This is a genomic window from Luteimonas vadosa (genome assembly GCF_039543545.1).
GTDB lineage: Bacteria > Pseudomonadota > Gammaproteobacteria > Xanthomonadales > Xanthomonadaceae > Luteimonas > Luteimonas vadosa.
Window position 1 is genome coordinate 652,095 of record NZ_BAABJY010000002.1, and the last position, 19,528, is coordinate 671,622.

Below are 19,528 nucleotides of genomic sequence, written 5' to 3' on the forward strand. Positions count from 1 at the left end.
CACGCTGCAAACCGGGTGCGGCAGCATTGACGGATCGCGGAATCGCGCCTAGATTGCAGGTTCCCCGTTCGCAACGGCACCGCCCCACGCCAGGTACCGGCAGGACTGCCAAGCCGCATGCGGCGCGGAACGGATATCCCGAAAGGCCCGCCGCAGGCGGGCCTTTCCGCATCAGAACATGTCGCGATGGATATCCAGGGTAGTCATCACCTTGCTGGCGATCTCCTCGATCGAGGTGTGCGTGGTACTCAGCACCGGGATGCGCTCGGCCCGGAACAGCGACTCCGCGGCCGCCACTTCGCGCTTGCAGGTCTCGAGCTTGGCGTAGCGCGAATCCGGGCGCCGCTCCTGGCGGATCTGGTGCAGTCGCACCGGGTCGATGGTCAGCGCGAACAGCTTGGCTCGGTGCGCCCGCAGCCGCTCGGGCAGGCGGTCGTGCTCCAGGTCCTCCTCGGTCAAGGGGTAGTTGGCGGCCCTGACCCCGTAGTGCAGCGCCAGGTAGACGCAGGTCGGAGTCTTGCCGGCACGCGAGACGGCGACCAGGATGACGTCGGCCTCGTCGTAATTGATCGAAATGCCGTCGTCGTGGGTCAGTGCGTAGTTCATGGCGTTGATCCGACGGTGGTAGGTGTCGAAATCTGCCATTCCGTGGGCTTGCCCGACGCGGGACTCGCGCTGCTGACCGAGCTCCGCCTCGAGCGGCGCGATGAAGGGTTCGAAGACGTCGAGGATCAGGGCACCGCTTTCCGCCAGCAGCCCCTTGAGCTCCGGGTCGACGCAGGTGTTGATGACGATCGGCCTCACGCCATGGGCGACGCCCGAGGCTCGGATCTCGGCGGCAGCCGCGCGCGCCCGGTCGGGCGAATCGACGAATGGCAGGCGATCGGTGGCGAAATCGGTCCCGGTAAACTGGGTCAGCAAGCTGTGGCCGATGGTTTCAGCGGTGATGCCGGTGCCGTCGGAAACATAGAAGATCGGCCGGGACTGGGCCATGGGGATCGGGTTCCATAGGAAGGGGGCAACGCGGCACGCGCCCGGGATTGCTAAAATAGCCAACTTCGGCCGGCGACGCCTGCCCTGCCCGGCCGACCACCCCCCGATTTCCTGCTTTCGTTCCCGGAGTGCCCGTCTTGAGCGCGAACATCCTGTGGCTGCACGACCTGCGTTTGGCCGACCTTGCCCAGGTCGGCGGCAAGAATTCCTCGCTGGGCGAGATGATCGGCAACCTCGCCAAGCTGGGGGTCTCGGTGCCCGGGGGGTTCGCGACCACCGCCGACGCCTTCAAGGCGTTCGTGGCGCACAACGATCTGGAACAGCGCATCTTCGATCGCCTTGCCGCGCTCGATGTCGAGGACGTCGCAGCCCTGACCGAGGCCGGCGCCGAGATCCGCGGCTGGGTCATCGATGCGCCGCTGCAGCCGGAGCTCGACGCCGACATCCGCACTGCCTACACCCGCCTCTGCGAGGAGAATGCAGGCGCAGGTAGCGGTGAGGTCGCGGTGGCCGTGCGTTCGTCGGCGACCGCGGAGGACCTGCCGGATGCGTCCTTCGCCGGCCAGCAGGAAACTTTCCTCAACGTCACCGGCGCCGACGACGTGGTGGTGAAGGTCAAGGAGGTCTTCGCCAGCCTCTACAACGACCGCGCCATCGCGTACCGCGTCCACCAGGGCTTCAAGCACGAGGACGTTTTCCTGTCCGCGGGCGTGCAGTTGATGGTGCGTTCGGATTGCGGCGCGTCCGGGGTGCTGTTTACCCTGGACACGGAATCCGGGTTCCGCGACGTGGTGTTCATCACCTCGAGCTTCGGCTTGGGCGAGAACGTGGTCCAGGGCGCCGTGAACCCGGACGAGTTCTACGTCTACAAGCCGACCCTGCTGCAGGGAAAGCCGGCGATCCTGCGCCGGTCGCTCGGCGCGAAGCAGATCCGGATGGTGTATTCCGACGTCCCCGGTGAGCGCGTGCGCAACGAGGACACGCCTGCCGATCTGTGCAGGACATTCTCCCTGTCCGACGACGACGTGCATGAACTGGCGCGCCAGGCTCTGGTCATCGAGCGCCATTACGACCGGCCGATGGACATCGAGTGGGCCAAGGACGGGGTCAGCGGCAAGCTGTTCATCGTGCAGGCGCGGCCGGAAACGGTGAAGTCGCGCACCAAGGCCACGCAGATCGAGCGTTTCCACCTGCAGCAGCGGGGCGAAGTCATCGCCGAAGGGCGTGCCATTGGCCAGAAGATCGGCAGCGGCGTGGCCCGGGTGGTGCGTTCCCTCGCCGACATGGCCAAGGTCGAAGCCGGCGACGTGCTGGTCGCCGACATGACCGACCCCGACTGGGAACCGGTGATGAAGCGTGCCGCGGCGATCGTGACCAATCGCGGTGGCCGCACGTGCCACGCGGCGATCATCGCCCGGGAACTGGGCGTGCCCGCGGTCGTCGGCACCGGTAACGCGCTCGACCTGATCGAAAACGGCAGTACGGTCACCGTCAGCTGCGCCGAGGGCGACACCGGTTTCATCTACGGCGGAGCCTTGCCCTTCGAGCGCATCGCCACGGACCTTGCGGCAATGCCGGAGGCGCCGCTGAAGATCATGATGAACGTCGCCAACCCGGAGCGCGCTTTCGATTTCGGCCAACTGCCCAACGCGGGCATCGGGCTCGCGCGCCTGGAAATGATCATCGCCGCGCACATCGGCGTGCATCCCAAGGCGTTGCTCGAGTACGAGCAGCAGGACGCGGACACGAAGCAGAGGATCGACGAGCGCATCGCCGGGTACTCCGATCCGGTCGGCTTCTACGTGGACCGGCTTGCCGAAGGCATCGCCACCCTGACCGCCTCGGTCGCGCCCAATCCCGTCATCGTCCGCCTTTCGGACTTCAAGTCGAACGAGTACGCGAACCTCATCGGGGGCAGCCGCTACGAGCCGCACGAGGAAAACCCGATGATCGGTTTCCGTGGCGCCAGCCGCTACGTCGATCCGTCGTTCGCCGATGCGTTCGCGCTGGAATGCCGCGCGGTGCGCAAGGTGCGCAACGAGATGGGGCTGGACAACCTGTGGGTGATGATCCCGTTCGTCCGCACCCTCGACGAGGGCCGGAAGGTGGTCGAGGTGCTGAAGGCCAATGGCCTGGAACAAGGCAAGGACGGCCTGAAGATCATCATGATGTGCGAGCTGCCGTCGAATGCCTTGCTCGCCGACGAGTTCCTGGACATCTTCGACGGTTTCTCGATCGGCTCCAACGACCTGACCCAGCTCACGTTGGGGCTCGACCGGGATTCCAGCATCGTCGCGCACCTCTTCGACGAGCGCGACCCGGCGGTGAAGAAGTTGCTGTCGATGGCGATCAAGGCAGCGCGGGCCAAGGGCAAGTACGTCGGCATCTGCGGGCAAGGCCCCAGCGACCATCCCGACCTCGCCGAATGGCTGATGCAGCAAGGCATCGAATCGGTGTCGCTCAACCCCGACACGGTGGTCGACACGTGGTTGAAGCTGGCGAAGTCGAAGGCGAAGTCGGACGGATGACGCTTCGCTAACGGAAACGTCGCTACGCTGGGCACCCTGCTTGACGCCCCGCGATGCGGGGCGTCGCACTTGCGGATGACGGGAGGGATGTTGATGGACTGGCTAGCGAACCTCGACGGCGAGTGGAAGGCGATCGCGGTTTCCTACGGCCTGAAATTCCTCGGCGGGTTGCTGATCTTCCTGATCGGCCTGCGGATCGCGAAATGGATCGCCGGGCTGGCGGAGAAGTCCCTGGCGCGTGCCGAAGTCGAGCCGACCGCCGTCATGTTCCTGCGCAAGGTCGCGTACGTCATCCTGCTGGTCGTCCTGGTGCTCGCCGTGCTCCAAGTCTTCGGCGTGCCGATGACGTCCATGATCGCGGTACTCGGGGCCGCGGGCCTGGCCATCGGCCTGGCTTTGAAGGATTCCCTGTCCAACATCGCTTCCGGCGTGATGCTCGTCAGCCTGAAGCCGTTCAAGGTCGGCGACGTCGTCAACATCGCCGGCGAGACCGGGAAGGTCGAGTCGGTGAGCATCTTCCAGACCAAGATCCGGCACCCCGACAACAAGCTGATCATCCTTCCCAACAGCCTGATCACGACCGATTCGATCATCAACCTCACCCCGGACACGATGCGCCGGATCGAGCTGGTGATCGGCATCGGCTACGAAGACGACATCGACCTGGCGCGAGAAACCCTGATGGAAGTCGTCTCCGCGGATCCGCGGGTGCTCGCCGACCCTCCCGCCGACGTGCTCGTGTACGCACTCGGGGACAGCAGCGTCAACCTGGGCCTGCGTTGCCACGTCGCGAATGCGGACTACTTCAATGCCAAGTGCGACCTGACCGAGAACAGCAAGAAGGCCCTGGACCGCAAGGGCGTCAGCATCCCCTACCCGCAGCGCGACGTGCACCTGCACCACCATGCCGCTGCCACGGACGCCGACCCGCCGGGTGCGGCTCGCAGCCTGCCGTCGCCTGAATCCTAGGCGGGGATACGCCTGTCCGCGCTGGCGTCAGCCAGCGTCCGGCTTGACGGCGAACATCCCCATGGCCTCGCGGTAGTGGCGCAATTCGTCGATCGAGTCGCGCACGTCGCTGAGCGCCGTGTGCGCCGATTCCTTGCAAACGCCGGCAAGCACCTCCGGTGCCCACCGCCGCGCCAACTCCTTGAGCGTGCTCACGTCGAGGTTCCGGTAGTGGAAGTACTGCTCCAGCGCCGGCATCCGGCGATGCAGGAACCGCCGGTCCTGGCAGATCGAATTGCCGCACATCGGCGACTGCTTCTCGCCGACCCATTCGCGCAGGAAGGCCAGCGTGCGCGCCTCGGCCTCCGCCATCGGCACGCCCTCCTCCAGCACCCGCCGCCACAGCCCGGAATTCCGGTGCTGGTTGCGGTTCCAGTCGTCCATGGCCTCGAGCACCGGGACCGGATGCGCGATCGCGAGCTCCGGACCCTCGGCGAGCACGTTCAACTCCGAATCGGTCACCACCGTGGCGATCTCAATGATGGAGTCCTGGTCGGTATCGAGCCCGGTCATCTCCAGGTCGATCCAGATCAGTCGTCCTGCCTCGTGCTCGGTTCGCCTGGCCATGCGCTCGCTGTCGTGTCGAAGACGGCGCATCATAGCGCAGCACCCGACACGAACCGCGGACGATCGCATGCCACTCAATGCCACCCTGAGCCATTACGCCATCCTGACCGCCATGCTGGCGCCGGCGTTCTTCCTGACCGCCACCGCTTCGCTGCTCATGTCGGCGAACTCGCGCCTGGCGCGCGTCATCGACCGGGCCCGCGTGTTGCTCAAGGCGCTCGCCGAGACCGAGGACCCCGGGGAAATCGCGCTGATCGAGGGGCGGGTCGCCCTGCAGCGCCGACGCAGCATGATCATCCTGCGCGGCGGGCAGCTGCTCTACGTGGCCATCAGTTTCTTCGTCGCCACCAGCCTCATGGTCGCTGCCGACGCCCTGCTCGGCTACCGGTTCGCCGGCCTGCCCATCGTGCTCGCGGTGCTGGGCGTGCTGGCGATGTTCGCCGCGAGCATCCTGCTGGCGCGTGAGTCCTCGCTGGCGGTGCGCGCGGTGAACGACGAGATGGACGAGGCCCACCGGCGCGCGAGGCACACGCCCGGGCGGACGTGAGCCAGTCGGCTAGGGTGCGGTCCTGCCGCGCTTGCGCCTGAAGTACTGCCGCAGACGGGTCCCTGCCTCCTCGGCCAGGACACCGGCAGCCACCTGGACACGATGGTTGTGGCGTGGATCGGCCAACAGGTCGAAGACGCTGCCGGCAGCCCCGGTCTTCGGATCGCTGGCTCCGTAGACCAAGCGCCCGATCCGGGCATGCACCATCGCCATGGCGCACATGGCGCAGGGCTCCAGCGTGACGTAAAGCGTGCAATCAAGGAGGCGATGGTTTCCCAACGCCCTGCCCGCCGCGCGCATCGCCACGATCTCGGCGTGCGCACTGGGGTCCCGCTCGGCGATGTTGCGGTTCCACCCTTCGCCGACGACCAACCCGGCCGCATCCACGACGACCGCCCCGACCGGCACCTCGTCGTCCTCCCGCTCGGCGCGTTCGGCCAAGGCCAGGGCGTGGCGCATCCAACGCAAATCCTCTGCGGTTCCAGTCGACTCGGGATAGTTCACTTCCATGGCCGTCGCGCGCCTGGCCCAGCCGGCATCGGTACCGGATCTGCGCGACCGGGCCGGGGAACCCTTGCCTCGATGCCCGTCATGCCGAGTCGCGTCCGCCACGAAAGGGGATCACGCGGGTCACTCCCACTCGATCGTCGCCGGCGGCTTGCCGCTGATGTCATACACGACACGAGAAATGCCTCGCAACTCATTGATTATTCGGTTGGAGACTCGTCCGAGGAAATCGTACGGCAGGTGTGCCCAGTGGGCCGTCATGAAGTCGATGGTTTCGACTGCACGCAGCGCGATCACCCATTCGTAGGCGCGGGCGTCGCCGACCACGCCCACGGACTTGACCGGCAGGAACACGGCGAAGGCCTGGCTGGTCTTTTCGTAGAGTCCGGCGCTGCGCAACTCCTCGATGAAGATCGCATCGGCCCGGGCAAGCAGCTCCGCGTACTCCGGCTTGACCTCACCCAGGATGCGCACGCCCAGTCCAGGGCCGGGGAACGGATGCCGGTAGACCATCTCGCGCGGCAGGCCCAGCTCCACGCCCAGGCGCCGCACCTCGTCCTTGAACAACTCGCGCAAGGGCTCGACCAGCCCAAGCTTCATCGTCTCCGGCAGCCCGCCGACGTTGTGGTGGCTCTTGATGACATGGGCCTTGCCGGTCTTGCTCCCGGCGGACTCGACCACGTCCGGGTAGATCGTGCCCTGCGCCAGCCACTTGGCGTTGGTCAACCGGCCGGATTCCTCGTCGAAGATCTCGATGAACAGGTTGCCGATGATCTTGCGCTTGGCCTCGGGGTCTCCGACGCCTTCGAGCGCCTTGAAGAAACGGTCGCGAGCGTCGACGCGAATGACCTTGATGCCCAGGCCATGCGAATCGGACGCGTCGGCGAAGGTCGCCATCACCTGGTCGCCCTCCTGCCAGCGCAGCAGTCCGGTGTCGACGAACACGCAGGTGAGCTGGTCGCCGATGGCCTTGTGCAGCAACGCGGCGACCACGGAGGAATCCACGCCGCCGGACAGCCCAAGCAGCACTTCATCGTCGCCGACCTGCTCGCGCACGCGCGCGACCTGGTCGTCGATGATGTTGGCGGCGGTCCACAGGGTTTCGCAGCCGCAGATGTCGACCACGAAGCGCTGCAGGATCGCCAGCCCCGACCTGGTGTGCGTGACCTCCGGGTGGAACTGCACGCCGTACCAGCGCTTGTCGTCGTTCGCAAAGGCTGCGACCGGCACGCGGGCGGTGGTGGCGGTGACGACGAAGTCCGTCGGCGCACGCGAGACGTGGTCGCCATGGCTCATCCAGACGTCGAGCCGGGGCGGGCCGTCGTCGTGGTCCGTCATGCCGTGCAGGAGGCTGTCCTCGGCGACCACGGCGACTTCGGCATGGCCGTACTCCCGCGCGTCGGCCGATTCCGTCTCCCCACCGAGCTGCTTGGCCATGGTCTGCATGCCGTAGCAGATCCCGAGGATCGGCAGGCCGCTGTCGAACGCCTCCTGCGGCGCGCTTGGCGCGCCATGCAGCGTGGTCGACTCAGGGCCGCCCGACAGGATGATGCCTTTCGCCCCGAACTTCACGATCTCGGCCGGATCGTGGTCCCAGGCCCAGATCTCGCAATAGACCCCGATCTCGCGGATGCGGCGAGCGATCAGCTGCGTGTACTGCGCGCCGAAGTCGAGGATCAGGATCTTGTCGCTATGGAGGTCCATGGAAGGCCGTTGTCGGTGAGGCGGAAATTGCTTTCTTGGAGGCCGAGGACGATGCCGTGCAGGGAACCCGTGGCTTCATGCGGATCGGCACCATCGGCAATCCCGGCCTCGGCGCGCGAGCTGCATCGAACCCCATTGCGCCAGCGTCAGCTGGCCCGGTAGTTGGGCGGCTCCTTGGTGATCTGCACGTCGTGCACGTGGCTCTCGTGCTGGCCGGCGCCGGTGATGCGGACGAAGGACGGCCGTTTGCGCATGTCCTCGACCGTCGCGCAGCCGACGTAACCCATGGTCGCGCGCAAGCCGCCGGCCAGCTGATGGACCACGCCGCTGAGCGGGCCACGGTACGGAACACGCCCTTCGATGCCTTCGGGCACCAGCTTGTCGGTCTCCGAGGCGTCCTGGAAATAACGGTCCTTGCTGCCCTTCTCCATCGCGCCCAGGCTGCCCATGCCGCGGTAGCTCTTGTAGCTGCGGCCCTGGAACAGTTCCGTCTCGCCCGGCGACTCCTCGGTGCCGGCGAACAAGCCGCCGATCATGACCGTCGAGGCTCCGGCCGCCAGCGCCTTGCCGATGTCGCCGGAATAGCGCACGCCACCATCGGCGATCAGCGGGATCCGGTCTTCCAATGCTTCCGCGACCATGTCGATCGCGGTGACCTGCGGCACGCCCACGCCGGCGACCACGCGCGTGGTGCAGATCGAACCCGGCCCGACGCCCACCTTGACCGCGTCCGCACCGGCGTCTTCCAGTGCCAGCGCGGCGTCACCGGTGACGATGTTGCCGCCGACCACCTGCAGTTCCGGGAACCGCTGCTTGGCCCAGCGCACGCGGTCGAGCACGCCCTGCGCGTGCCCGTGGGCGGTGTCGACGATGATCACGTCGACGCCGGCCTCGACCAGCGCCTCGATGCGCTGCTCGGTATCGCCACCCACGCCAACCGCCGCGCCGACCAGCAGGCGTTCGGCAGAGTCCTTGGCCGAGTTGGGGTTGTCGCTGGCCTTCTGGATGTCCTTGACCGTGATCAGGCCGCGCAACGCGAATTCGTCGTTGACCACCAGCACCTTCTCGATGCGGTGCTTGTGCAGCAGTTGCAGGACCTCGTCGTGCGAGGCGCCCTCGCGCACCGTCACCAGCCGGTCCTTCTTGGTCATGATGTGGCGGACCGGATCGTCGAGCTTCTTCTCGAAACGCATGTCACGGCCGGTGACGATGCCGACGAGCTGGCCGCCGTCGACGACGGGGACGCCGGAGATGTTGCGTGCGCGGGTCAGCTTGAGCACTTCGCCGATGGTCGTTTCCGGGCCCACGGTGAAGGGCGACTTGATCACGCCGGCCTCGAAGGTCTTGACCTTGGCGACCTCTTCGGCCTGGCGCTCGGGCGACAGGTTCTTGTGCAGGATGCCGATGCCGCCCAGCTGGGCCATGGCCACTGCCAGGCGGGCCTCGGTGACGGTATCCATGGCCGCGGACACGATCGGCAGGTTCAGGCGTAACCCACGGGTCAGCCGGGTGGCGAGCGAGACGTCCTTGGGCAGCACGCGCGAGTGCGCGGGGACGAGGGAAACATCGTCGTAGGTGAGCGCTTCAGCCTGGATGCGCAGCATGGGCGGGCCGGTTGGGATGAAGCGCGCCATTATACCGCCATGCCTTGCCCGGGCATGGCGGCCCCGGCTATCTCCGGACGTGCGAGTGGCTGCTGTGGCACCGGACCTGCCCGCGGGCCGGACGGGTCTGCCGGGTGCGATGCGTGAGGCCCGCAGGCTTCGGCTCCCCCGCCGCCCCGCAACTTCCTCAGCCGCGGCTCTCGGCGGCCTCGAAGGTGTTCTGCATCAGGGTTGCCACGGTCATCGGCCCCACGCCGCCCGGGACCGGCGTGATCCAGCTGGCGCGCCGCATTGCCGCCTCGAACCCGACGTCCCCGACCAGTCGCCCGTCATCCAGGCGATTGATACCCACGTCGATGACCACGGCGCCCGGCTTGACCCACTCGCCGGGTACGACGCCCGGACGTCCGACGGCCACCACGAGGATGTCCGCCTCCCCGACATGCCGTTTCAGTACCGCGGGTGGCGTGAACTTGTGGCAGCTGGTCACCGTGCACCCGGCAATGAGGAGCTCAAGCGCCATTGGCCGCCCGACATGGTTCGACACCCCGACGATCGTGGCGCTCTGCCCGCGCACCGGGCGATCCGTCCACGCCAGGAGGGTGGTGATGCCGCGCGGGGTGCAGGGGCGCAGTCCGAACTGCCTGAGCGCGAGATGGCCGACGTTCTCGGGGTGGAAGCCATCGACGTCCTTGTCCGGATCGATGCGATGGATCAGCCGGGTCGCATCGGGGATCCCCGGCAAGGGCAATTGCACCAGGATTCCGTGCACGGCGGGATCGGCGTTGAGCCTGTCGATCAGCGCCAGCAATTCGGTTTCTGTCGTGCCTTCGGGCAGGTCGAAGTCCAGGGCCCGTATGCCGACTTTCTCCGCCGCGCGGCGCTTGTTGCGCACGTAGGACTGCGACGCGGGGTCGCCGCCGACCAGCACCACCGCCAGCCCGGGTCGCGAGCCGCCCCCGGCGACCCGAGCATCGACGCGGGCTTTCAGCGTGTCGAGCAGGCTGTCGGCGATCCGGCGGCCGTCGAGGATGCGGGCCTGGTGGGGCGTTTCGGTCATGCGTGCTGGCGCTGCGTGCGGCGAGGGGGGCATTATCGCCCATCCCCGACAGCGACCTACGCCATGGATGCCCAGACCACCACCGAACTGGAGGCCGCGACCTTCCGTCGCCTGCGCGAACATCTGATGCAGGCACGCCCCGACGTGCAGAACATCGACCTGATGATCATCGCGGGCTTCTGCCGAAACTGCCTGGCGGACTGGTACCGCGAGGCTGCGGAATGCCGGGGAATCCGAATGGACAAGGACCAGGCCCGCGAAGCGGTCTACGGTGAACCGTTCGCGCAGTGGAAAGCGCGACACCAGGCGCCGGCCACGCCGGAACAGGTCGCGGCGTTCGAGGCGGCGCAGCATCGCCATCGACAGGATCGATGATGCCGAAACTGCTGTGGCTGCCGTTGGCGTTTCTGGTGGCCTATGCCGCGGTCTGCGCCCTGCTCTTCTTCCGACAGCAGCAACTCATCTATTTCCCGGCCTCGACCCGCGTCCCTCCCGGGCAGACCGACTTCGCCCTGCCCCGGGGCGACGTGGTGCTGCGCGGCTGGGTGGTGCGCCCGGGGCAAGCGCGGGCGATCGTCTATTTCGGCGGCAACGGCGAGAGCGTGCAGCACAACCGAGCGCTGTTCGAACGATGGCTACCGGGGCACACCGTGTACCTGGTCGCCTACCGTGGCTACGGCGCCAGCGACGGCATGCCCTCGCATCAGGCATTGCGAGGCGATGCGCTGCCGCTGTTCGACCACGTGCAAGCCAGGCATCAAAGACATCCTGTTTCATTGGTAGGCCGCAGCCTGGGCGGCGCTATCGCCAGCCACGTGGCCTCGCAACGGCGCATCGGAGGACTCGTGCTGGTGACGCCGTTCGACAGCCTGGCCGCGGTAGCCCAAAGCCACTACCCGTGGCTGCCGGTACGATGGTTGCTGCGCGAACGCCACGAGCCGATCCGCGACCTGGCCGTTTACCACGGTCCGCTTCTGATCGTGCGCGCCGGTAAAGACGAAATCGTCCCCCCCGCGCATACCGACCGGCTGATCGAGGCATTGCCGCAGCAGCCGCAGGTGATCGCCATACCGGAGGCCACCCACAATGCGCTGGACGAGGTCGCGTTTGGTGCCGCTCTCGCCGACTTCTTCACGAGCGGTGCCCAGCGAGCACCGTGAGTGCAGCGGCGGCTCCAAGCGCCCGATCCGTGACGCTCGCCAGGACGTCTCCCGGGTCAAGGGCCGCGCGGCGTTGACTGGAGCCGTGGCTAGGGCGACGACGGCGTGGTCCCGGGCGCAGGACACCTCGGCACTTCCGAACCCACGACGCAGTTCACGCAACACTGCGGCGGCGCCGCAGCGGGAGGTGCCTGCAACGGCAGTCGTTTGCCCGGATCCGGGCTGGACCGCGGCGGCACGGTGCCGGCGGGGCAGCGCGGAATGCCGGAGCCGACCACGCAGTTGACGCAGCATTGCGCCGGTGCCGGCGTGGGCGGCAACACCTGGCTCGCTGGCGGCACGTAGGGTTGCGGCAGCCGCGCGAGCTCCGCCTCCGGGCGCAGTTTCAGCAATGCCGACCAGTCCTGGCGGTTGCTGTTGCAACCCTCCGGGGAGTCCGGCGTGCAGGGTGCGTCGCTTGCCGAGCGCATCGGCAGGCTGGCGAAATAGCCGTTGGGTGCCAGCCGCAGCATGCGCAGGGTCACCGCCTGTGCAACGTTGCCGCCCACCAGGTAGGCGCGGTTGCCGGGGACGGTGCCGACCACGATGTCGCAGTGCATACCCAACCCTTCGCCATCGGGGGAACTGAGCAGTCCCGCGAGCGCGGCGTATCCGAAGATGCGGGACGGCACGCGCACGTAGCACAGCAGGTCGCCAGGCTCCGGGCGCGCAGCTTGCGGGTCATGGATGCGGTAGGCGCTGTCCGCCGGGGATCGGTAGGCATCGCGGACATAGTTGACGTGGCTGGACGACCCCTTGAAGCCGGGCACGCCGGCGCGCAGCATGACCCAGGACACGAAGGCGGCCGACCATGGCGTGTCGATGACGAACGCACGGCAACTCGCCGACGGCGTCCGCGAAGCATTGGCATAGGCGCAGGACGATGCTCCGGCACGCCCATAGGCGCTCGAGAGCAGGTTGCTGTCGTTCCAGTAGATCGCCACCTGTTGCCAGGCTTGGACGCTGTTGGCCAGCGGCGTGGCCTCGGCCTCGTAGGTCCGCACGCCGTTGACCTTGCCATCGAGGTCGATGAACGGCGCGTACCAGTTCTGGCTGGCTTCGCAGGCCCAGGCGGCGATCCGCGTCGCCACCTCGGGATCGCCCTTCTGGTGGCGCAGCCTTGGACAGGGGTCGGCGGCCTTGGCCGGCACGGCGGCCACCAGGCCGGACACGAGCAGAAGCAGGAGCGGCAGCAAGCGGGTCATCCACGATCCTTGTCGTCGCAGGTCGTCGCAAGGGTAAAGCATCGCCGAAGGCGGGCCGCGTGAGGAAGCACCCCGTGCAGCGGTCCCTCCCGGGTACGGACGCCGGCGTCGATCCCGCTGGTGCGCCTAACCGCGCCCGTTGCAGAATTCCTCGTAGTCGACGTAGCCGGGGAAATCCAAGCCCGGCGCGCACACGGTGCAGGCAGCGTCCGGCGGCAGCCGTGTCTCGCGGAATCGCATCGCCAGGGCATCGAACTGCAGCAATCGTCCGCGCAGCGGCTCGCCCAGCGAGAGGATCAGCTTGATCGCCTCGGTCGCCTGCAACAGCCCGATGACCCCGGGCAGGACACCGAGGACACCGGCCTCCGCACAGTTGGGCGCGGACTCGGGTGCCGGTGGTTGCGGGAACAGGCAGCGGTAGCAAGGCGATTCGCCGCGGTGGCGGCCGGCATCGAACACGCTCACCTGTCCCTCGAAACGATGCACCGCCCCATGGACCATCGGCACGCCGAGCTTCACGCAGGCATCGTTGAGCAGGTAACGGGTGGGGAAGTTGTCGGCGCCGTCGATGACCACGTCCACGCCCGCCAGCAGCTCCTCGACGTTACCGGAGTCGATGCGTGCCTCCACCGCCTCGATCGAGACCTCGGGATTGAGCGCGGCCAGGCGCGACCGGGCCGACGCCACCTTCGACCGGCCGACGTCTTCGTCGACATGCAGGATCTGGCGTTGCAGGTTGCTGCGGTCGACCTTGTCGTCGTCCACGATCCGCAACTGGCCCACGCCCGCGGCCGCGAGGTAGAACGCGGCTGGCGAACCCAGCCCGCCGGCGCCGACCACGAGCACCTGCGCGGCCTGCAGCCTCCTTTGTCCACGGCTGCCGATCTCGGGCAACAGGAGGTGGCGCGCATAGCGCTCGTGGAAATCCTGGTCGATTCCCGGCTCGGGGCGCCACATCGGCAATCCTTCGGCCGCCCAGAGCGCGGTCCCCCCCTGCACGCAAGCCACGCGCGCATAGCCCATGCGCGCGAGTGCTTCGGCCGCCAGCAACGACCGACGGCCACTCTGGCAGATCAGCAGCAGCTCGCCGTCGCGGTCGGCCAGGTGGCTGTCGGGGGATGCGGTGAGGTCCGCGTAGGCGATGCCGAGGGCCCCCTCGGCCATGCCCGCGGCCCTTTCGCCTTCCTCGCGCACGTCGACGAGGGTGGCGCCGAGCAGGCAGCGCCGCTGGGCTTCGCGCGGGTCGATCTCGGGAATCTGCATGCGGCCATTATCGCGCCGCGCGCCGAGACGTGCCGGAAGGCTCGATCCATGGCGGTTGCCGCGCCGGGATCGGTCAGTACGGCAACACGTCGACCAGGGCGCCGGTCGCGTAGTCGCGCGGCCCTTCGGCCAGCACGATCAGTGCGTCGGAGTCGGCCGCCGCACGCATCCTGTGGGAACCATGCGCCGGATTGGGGAGGGCCAGCAGGGAGCCGTCCTCACCCTGTTGCAACCTGCCCCGCAGGAACTCGCGCCGATGGTGGGTCTTCGACCAGCCACTGCCCAGCCGTGCCAGCCACCGCGGACGCGGCTCCGCACGGCCCTGCAATCCATCGACCAACCGGCGCCCGAGCGTCAACCAGGTTGCCAGGACCGAGACCGGGTTGCCCGGCAGGCAAAGGAACAAGGCACCGCCCAGCGCGCCGCCTTCCGCCAAGAGCACGGGCATGCCGGGTTTCATCATCACCCTCCAGAAACAGACCCTGCCCTGCGCTTCCAGCAATGCAGGCAGATGGTCCTTCTCCCCGGCCGATACCCCGCCGCAGGTGAGCACGACATCGAAGGCATGGCCTGCATGGCGCAGGGCGGATTCGACTTGCGCCGGGTCGTCCGGCAGGTTCGGCCAGGCCACCGGATCCAGTCCGTCGGCGCGCAGCAGGCCCATCAGCTGTTCCCGGTTCGAGTTGTAGACCTGGCCGCGGGACAGCGGCAGGCCGGGCTCGACCAGTTCGTCGCCAGTCGTGAAGACGGCCACGGTGGGACGTCGCACCACGTCCAGTTCCGGAACGCCCTGCGAGGCGGCCAGGGCGATGCGGGATGGCGTCAGCACCTGTCCCGCCTCGAGCAGCCGGTCTCCGGGTCGACACTCCTCGCCGAGCCGCCGGACGTGCTGGCCCGGCGAGGGTCGGCTCGCCAGGAAGACCAGATCTCCCTCCACCCGGCTCGATTCCTTGACGACGACGGTATCCGCGCCGTCGGGCAAGGCTGCACCGGTGGTGATCCGCATGCACTGCCCCGCTCCCAGGCGGGCGTCATTGGTGTCCCCGGCGTAGCGCTCCCCGACCAGCCGCAGCGCAGCCGCGGCCTCGCCCGCAGGCCCCAGGTCGGGATGATGCAATGCGAAGCCGTCCATCGCGGCATTGTCGAACGGGGGTTGTGGCAGCGTGGCCACGAGATCCTGTGCCAGGACCTGCCCCTGCACGCGTGACAGCGCACGCCGCTCGCCCGGCAGCCGGTGGTCCGCCGCGATCGAATCGACCACGGCGGTGGCCTCTTCGAACCTGATGCGTGTCGGGAATCCGGTCGCCATCAGCCCTCCACTCCCGCGGCGGCCAGGTCCTCCGGACTGTTGAGGTTGCCGAAACGCATCTGTTCGAAGCGGACCGGCGTCATGTCCAGGCGCGCCTGCAGCTGGTGCACGGCGTGGTCGCCCGACGCGATGGCCGCCGGCAACTCCCGTCGCAAGTCGACCACCCGCCACCGTGCGACCAAGGGCTGCGGACCGTCGTCATCCACGGCGTAGTTGCCCTGTTCGCCGGCTTGCAGCCGTTGGATCAGGTCGCCGGGCAGCGCGAGCACATCGACCGGCAGCGTCAACAGCCAGTCGGTCCGGCAGGCGATCGCCAAGGCGTGCAGGCCTCCCAACGGGCCGATCCCGTGGATCTCGTCATGGATGGCGCGCAGGCCGTGCGAAAGATAGTTCTCGGGGTTGCGGTTCGCGCTGACCAGCACCGCGTCCACGTGCGCTGCGAGGCCGTCCACGAGCGCCACGACCAAGGGCGTGCCCCCGCGCTCCAGCCAGGCCTTGTCGCGTCCGCCCAGCCGCGATCCCTCGCCGCCGGCAAGCACCCCCAACGTGACGGACGGATGGGTCGGCAACAGCCTCGCGGTCATTTGCGCCGCTTGACGTGCCGGATCAGGCGACGCTTCCTCGCCACCTGGCGTTCGGTCAGCACGTTCTTGCGGTCCTTGTACGGGTTCACGCTTTCCTTGAACACGAAGCGCACCGGCGTGCCGACCAGCTTGAACCGCTTGCGGAAGAAATTCTCCAGGTAGCGGCGGTAGCTTTCCGACAAGGTGCGCAGTCGCGTGCCATGGACGATGAACGTCGGCGGGTTGTCGCCGCCCGGATGGGCGAAGCGCAGCTTCGCGACGTGTCCACGCACCACCGGCGGGGGATTGGCTTCGTAGGCGATCTCTAGTGCCTTGGTCACTTCTGAGGTCCCGAATTCGCGCGTGGCGGACGCATGCGCCCGGTGGACGGCGCGGAACAGCTCCCGCAAGCCGGAACCATGCTTTGCGCTGATGCGCACCGCCTCGGCCCAGGGCACGAAGACCAGCTTGCGCGACAGCAGCGCCTCGACCTGCTCGCGCTGGTAGGTGTCCAGGCCGTCCCACTTGTTGACCGCGACGACCAGTGCACGGCCGGCGTCGAGCACGGCGCCCAGCACGCTGGCGTCCTGGTCGGTGACGCCTTCGCTGGCATCGAGCAGGATCACCGCGACCTGGCAATGCTCGATCGCCTGCAGGGTCTTGACGATCGAGAACTTCTCCACCGCCTCGTCGACCTTGCCCTTCCGGCGGATGCCGGCGGTATCGATCAAACGGTACTTGCGGCCATCCCGATCCAGGTCGACGGCGATCGAATCGCGCGTGGTACCGGGGACCTCCGACGCGATCATCCGCTCCTCGCCCAGGATGCGGTTGACCAGGGTCGACTTGCCGACGTTTGGCCTGCCGACGAAGGCCACCCGCATACGGTCGGGGTCGTCGTCCAGCAACGCGGCGTCGCCATCCTCGGGCAGGTTGCCCAGGATCCCCGCCAGCAGGTCGTCGATGCCGTGGCGGTGCGCCGAGGACACCGCGAACATCCGGTCGAAGCCATAGCGCGAGAACTCGGCCATGGCCGCGCGCGCATCGATACCGTCGGTCTTGTTGACGACCAGGAAGATCGGCCTCGAGGACTTGCGCAGCCAGCGCAGGATCTCGTCGTCCAGCGCCGACGCGCCTTCGCGGCCATCGACCACGAACAGGACCAGGTCCGCCTCCTCGGCCGCCGAGCGCGCTTGCCGCGCCGTGGGACCAGCGAGGCCTACGCTTTCCAGGTGCGTGTTTTCGCCCGCGATGCCGCCGGTATCGACCAGGACGAAGGGCCGCGACTCGTCGAGCCGGCATACGCCGTAGTTCCGGTCCCGCGTGACGCCCGGCTCGTCGTGCACCAGCGCGTCCCGCGTGCGCGTCAACGCATTGAAGAGCGTCGACTTGCCGACGTTCGGGCGACCAACAAGGGCAACGAGGGGAAGCATGCGGGAATTCGGTGGGAAGGGGCTTGCGCCTGAAATGCATGGCCCCGGATAGCCAGACTACCCGGGGCCGGTGCGCCGCGCCACGGCGCGCGCTACTCGGCGATGCGCCAGGCGCTCAGGTCGCCGTCGATGTTCTGCACCAGGGCGATCCCGCCAGAGACCACGGGTGCGGCGCGGACGGGCGAACGCCCGGCGCGCGCGCGGGCCGCGAACTCGCCATTGTCGAGGCGCAGCCAGTGCAGGTAGCCGTCGAAATCCGCGACCAGCGCGTAATCGCCATGGACGGCGGCAGCGCTCAGGTTGCGTCTCGCCAGCTTGTCCTGCTGCCAGAATGCGCTGCCGCTGGTCTTGTCCAGGGCCCAGACGACGCCCGCGGGATCGGACACCACTACCCGGTCGCTGGCGACGCCGACGCGTCCCGCGCCGCCATGGTCGCTGGCCCACATGGGGCGCCCGCTTGGCCCGTCGATGGCCATGGTGTGCTTCTTGTAGCTGCTTGCGTAGAGGGTCGTGCCATCGAGCGCCGGCGTGCCGTCGATATCGGCCATGCGGTCGAGCTCGGAGCGTCCCTCGGGGGGTGCCACGGGCAATTCCCAGAGCGGACGCCCGTCGCTGATCTGCAACGCCGACAGCGTCCCGTCGTCGTTGCCCACGAACACGAAACCGGGAGCGAGCAGCGGCGCGTCGTTGCCGCGTACGGTCAACGCCGGCAGGTCATGGTTCCAGAACCAGCGACGCTCGCCATTCTGGGCATCGAATGCACTCACGCGGCCATCGTTGGAGCGGACCAGCACCAGGCCCTGGCCGATCGCCGGCGCCGCGATGACTTCGTTGTTGACCTTGGCCGTCCACCGCAGCGCGCCGGAGGCGGCATCCAGTGCGACGACATCGCCTTCCAGGCTACCCGCGACGACCAGGCCATCGCCGACGCCGGGACCGCCGGTGAGCCTGAGGTCGGATTGATACTGCCAGAGCGTCGCCCCGGTCTGGAGGTCGAGGGCACGGACCACCCCGCCCGCCGCGGCCGCATAGACGCGGCCATCGGCGACGGCTGGACCTTGGCGGGCACCGACGCGTCCCTCGCCCTTGCCCAACTTGGCGCCCCAGATCTTCGCCGGAGTTGCGCTCGGCGCGAACTCGGTGAGCGCGGCCGGCTCGCTCGGCTTCTGCTTCGCGCCGCCGCCGAACCATCCGCGAACTGTCCCGCACCCGGCCAGGGATGCGCAGCAGAGCAGCACGATCGTCGCACGCCGCCAGGTGGGAGCCGCATGTGCGGCGGCAAGGTTCATCGTCGCGGGAGTCGTCATCAAGTCCTGGCCTCTGGCTTGGCGGGGTTGCCCCCGGCATTGGTGAGTTTGATTTCCAGCAGCCGGCGTTGCGGGGCGGCGACGTCGAGCCGGGTCAACGCATCCGCGTAGGCCTTGCGCGCCAGTTCGGTCTTGCCTAGGCCGGCCTGTGCATCGCCGCGGAGTTCCAGGGTGCCCGCGTCATCGCCGTCGGCCAGCAGCGCCAAGGCTTCTTCGTGCTTGCCAGCTTCGATCAGCAGCCGCGCCTTGCGCTGGGTGACCACGCCGGAGAGGGCCGGATCGGTACTGGAGATGCCGTTCAAGGTCGCAAGCGCTGCCTCGGGCTTGCCTGCTTCCACCTGTGCCTTGGCCAGGTCCAAGGCCGCGAGCGTGGCGTAGATGCCCTGCCCCAGCTTCGCCGCGTCCCGGGTCGCTTGCTCGAGATCGCCGCTGGCGATCTTCGCCTGCAGGGATTCGTAGGCTTCGCCTGCCTGGATGCGCTGCATCTGCTGTTGCGATTGCCACCACTTCCAGCCGCCGACGAGCGCCAATCCCAGTGCGATGCCGGCCACGATGCCGAGTCCGTTGCGGCGCAGCCAGTCCTGCACGCGCTCGCTTTGTTCGTGTTCGTCCAGCAGTTCGTCGATTGCCATGCGTGTCAGTGCCGTGTCGTTGCGCCAGGCGATGGCCCACCAGCGGCGGGACACCGACCAAGGATGTTGGGAAGCGACCCGCGTTGGGGGGCGGCGATT

The 19,528-nt window shown here is 68.0% G+C and carries 17 protein-coding genes and 1 pseudogene; 5 read left to right on the forward strand and 13 right to left on the reverse strand.

Annotation, left to right across the window (positions count from 1 at the left end):
* Positions 1 to 171: 171 nt before the first annotated feature.
* Positions 172 to 993 (reverse strand): posphoenolpyruvate synthetase regulatory kinase/phosphorylase PpsR, encoded by an 822-nt coding sequence (gene ppsR, locus ABD970_RS08860; RefSeq protein ID WP_345295122.1) that lies wholly within the window; start codon positions 991 to 993, stop codon positions 172 to 174.
* A 137-nt stretch (positions 994 to 1,130) separates the two neighbouring features.
* Here ppsR and ppsA point away from each other — a divergent pair, with 137 nt between their 5' ends.
* Together ppsA and ABD970_RS08870 are read left to right on the forward strand one after the other, a co-directional pair.
* Entirely contained in the window at positions 1,131 to 3,521 is a 2,391-nt protein-coding gene (gene ppsA / locus ABD970_RS08865) for a phosphoenolpyruvate synthase (protein ID WP_345295123.1), read from the forward strand.
* A gap of 93 nt (positions 3,522 to 3,614) precedes the next feature.
* Positions 3,615 to 4,490 (forward strand): mechanosensitive ion channel family protein, encoded by an 876-nt coding sequence (locus ABD970_RS08870; RefSeq protein WP_345295124.1) that lies wholly within the window; start codon positions 3,615 to 3,617, stop codon positions 4,488 to 4,490.
* A gap of 27 nt (positions 4,491 to 4,517) precedes the next feature.
* Here ABD970_RS08870 and orn read toward each other — a convergent pair whose 3' ends face one another.
* Positions 4,518 to 5,096, reverse strand: a complete 579-nt coding sequence (gene orn, locus ABD970_RS08875; RefSeq protein ID WP_345295125.1) for an oligoribonuclease — start codon at positions 5,094 to 5,096, stop codon at positions 4,518 to 4,520.
* 67 nt (positions 5,097 to 5,163) lie between these two features.
* On the opposite strand from orn, the gene ABD970_RS08880 reads away from it, so the two are divergent.
* On the forward strand, positions 5,164 to 5,643 hold the full coding sequence (locus tag ABD970_RS08880; RefSeq protein ID WP_345295126.1) for a DUF2721 domain-containing protein: 480 nt from the start codon (positions 5,164 to 5,166) through the stop codon (positions 5,641 to 5,643).
* A 9-nt stretch (positions 5,644 to 5,652) separates the two neighbouring features.
* Here ABD970_RS08880 and tadA read toward each other — a convergent pair whose 3' ends face one another.
* From tadA to folD, 4 genes are all read right to left on the reverse strand, one after another.
* Positions 5,653 to 6,153: a tRNA adenosine(34) deaminase TadA gene (gene tadA, locus ABD970_RS08885; protein ID WP_345295127.1), complete on the reverse strand. Its 501-nt coding sequence runs from the start codon at positions 6,151 to 6,153 to the stop codon at positions 5,653 to 5,655.
* Positions 6,154 to 6,273: 120 nt separating this feature from the next.
* Positions 6,274 to 7,854: a glutamine-hydrolyzing GMP synthase gene (gene guaA / locus ABD970_RS08890; protein ID WP_345295128.1), complete on the reverse strand. Its 1,581-nt coding sequence runs from the start codon at positions 7,852 to 7,854 to the stop codon at positions 6,274 to 6,276.
* Between the two features lie 146 nt (positions 7,855 to 8,000).
* Complete coding sequence (gene guaB, locus ABD970_RS08895) at positions 8,001 to 9,458, reverse strand: IMP dehydrogenase (RefSeq protein WP_345295129.1); 1,458 nt, start codon at positions 9,456 to 9,458, stop codon at positions 8,001 to 8,003.
* A 187-nt stretch (positions 9,459 to 9,645) separates the two neighbouring features.
* Positions 9,646 to 10,518 carry a bifunctional methylenetetrahydrofolate dehydrogenase/methenyltetrahydrofolate cyclohydrolase FolD gene (gene folD / locus ABD970_RS08900; RefSeq protein ID WP_345295130.1) on the reverse strand — a complete coding sequence of 291 codons (873 nt, stop codon included), beginning with the start codon at positions 10,516 to 10,518 and terminating at the stop codon, positions 9,646 to 9,648.
* Between the two features lie 63 nt (positions 10,519 to 10,581).
* Between folD and ABD970_RS08905 the strand changes: the two genes are divergently transcribed.
* Positions 10,582 to 10,893: a DUF1244 domain-containing protein gene (locus ABD970_RS08905; RefSeq protein ID WP_345295131.1), complete on the forward strand. Its 312-nt coding sequence runs from the start codon at positions 10,582 to 10,584 to the stop codon at positions 10,891 to 10,893.
* A complete protein-coding gene (locus ABD970_RS08910; RefSeq protein WP_345295132.1) occupies positions 10,890 to 11,678 on the forward strand; it encodes an alpha/beta hydrolase in 789 nt (262 codons plus the stop codon). The genes ABD970_RS08905 and ABD970_RS08910 overlap by 4 nt, the downstream gene beginning before the upstream one ends.
* 89 nt (positions 11,679 to 11,767) lie before the next feature.
* Here the strand turns inward: ABD970_RS08910 and ABD970_RS08915 are convergent, their stop codons facing one another.
* The 7 genes and pseudogenes from ABD970_RS08915 to ABD970_RS08945 all read right to left on the reverse strand — a co-directional run bounded on the left by ABD970_RS08915 (position 11,768) and on the right by ABD970_RS08945 (position 19,429).
* Positions 11,768 to 12,922, reverse strand: a complete 1,155-nt coding sequence (locus tag ABD970_RS08915) for a DUF2272 domain-containing protein (protein ID WP_345295133.1) — start codon at positions 12,920 to 12,922, stop codon at positions 11,768 to 11,770.
* Positions 12,923 to 13,048: 126 nt separating this feature from the next.
* Positions 13,049 to 14,233: pseudogene (gene moeB / locus ABD970_RS08920) on the reverse strand (molybdopterin-synthase adenylyltransferase MoeB); the annotation flags it as partial.
* Positions 14,234 to 14,258: 25 nt separating this feature from the next.
* Entirely contained in the window at positions 14,259 to 15,494 is a 1,236-nt protein-coding gene (locus tag ABD970_RS08925; RefSeq protein WP_345295134.1) for a molybdopterin molybdotransferase MoeA, read from the reverse strand.
* Complete coding sequence (mobA, locus tag ABD970_RS08930; RefSeq protein WP_345295135.1) at positions 15,494 to 16,078, reverse strand: molybdenum cofactor guanylyltransferase; 585 nt, start codon at positions 16,076 to 16,078, stop codon at positions 15,494 to 15,496. Before mobA ends, ABD970_RS08925 begins: the two co-directional genes overlap by 1 nt.
* A complete protein-coding gene (gene der, locus ABD970_RS08935) occupies positions 16,075 to 17,490 on the reverse strand; it encodes a ribosome biogenesis GTPase Der (protein ID WP_345295136.1) in 1,416 nt (471 codons plus the stop codon). The genes mobA and der overlap by 4 nt, the downstream gene beginning before the upstream one ends.
* A gap of 92 nt (positions 17,491 to 17,582) precedes the next feature.
* On the reverse strand, positions 17,583 to 18,797 hold the full coding sequence (bamB, locus tag ABD970_RS08940; protein WP_345295137.1) for an outer membrane protein assembly factor BamB: 1,215 nt from the start codon (positions 18,795 to 18,797) through the stop codon (positions 17,583 to 17,585).
* A complete protein-coding gene (locus ABD970_RS08945; RefSeq protein WP_345295696.1) occupies positions 18,797 to 19,429 on the reverse strand; it encodes a YfgM family protein in 633 nt (210 codons plus the stop codon). Before ABD970_RS08945 ends, bamB begins: the two co-directional genes overlap by 1 nt.
* Positions 19,430 to 19,528 lie beyond the last annotated feature (99 nt).